A 242-nucleotide genomic window follows, 5' to 3' on the forward strand; every position below is an offset into this window, starting at 1 on the left:
CTCGCACATTGGGAACAACACAATAACTGCAACGCTCGTTACACCCATAAATAACATTTACCCAAGCAGTGATATCACTATCTCGCCGTGGTTTTGTGATATCTTCCATAATATAAATGGGTTCGGTTGCAACAACTTGATTCCCTTCCTGCACTTGTTCCAGCAGATCCTCAAGGCGGTTGGCGTGTTGCGGTCCCATAACTAAATCTAATTCGGGAACGCGCCGTAACAACTTTTCACCT

The 242-nt window shown here is 45.0% G+C and carries 1 pseudogene; it reads right to left on the reverse strand.

Annotation, left to right across the window (positions count from 1 at the left end):
* Positions 1-242: pseudogene (locus tag R0J92_RS25990) on the reverse strand (tRNA (N6-isopentenyl adenosine(37)-C2)-methylthiotransferase MiaB); the annotation flags it as partial.

Source organism: Tritonibacter sp. SIMBA_163, from assembly GCF_046535935.1.
GTDB classification, from domain to species: Bacteria; Pseudomonadota; Alphaproteobacteria; order Rhodobacterales; family Rhodobacteraceae; genus Epibacterium; species Epibacterium scottomollicae.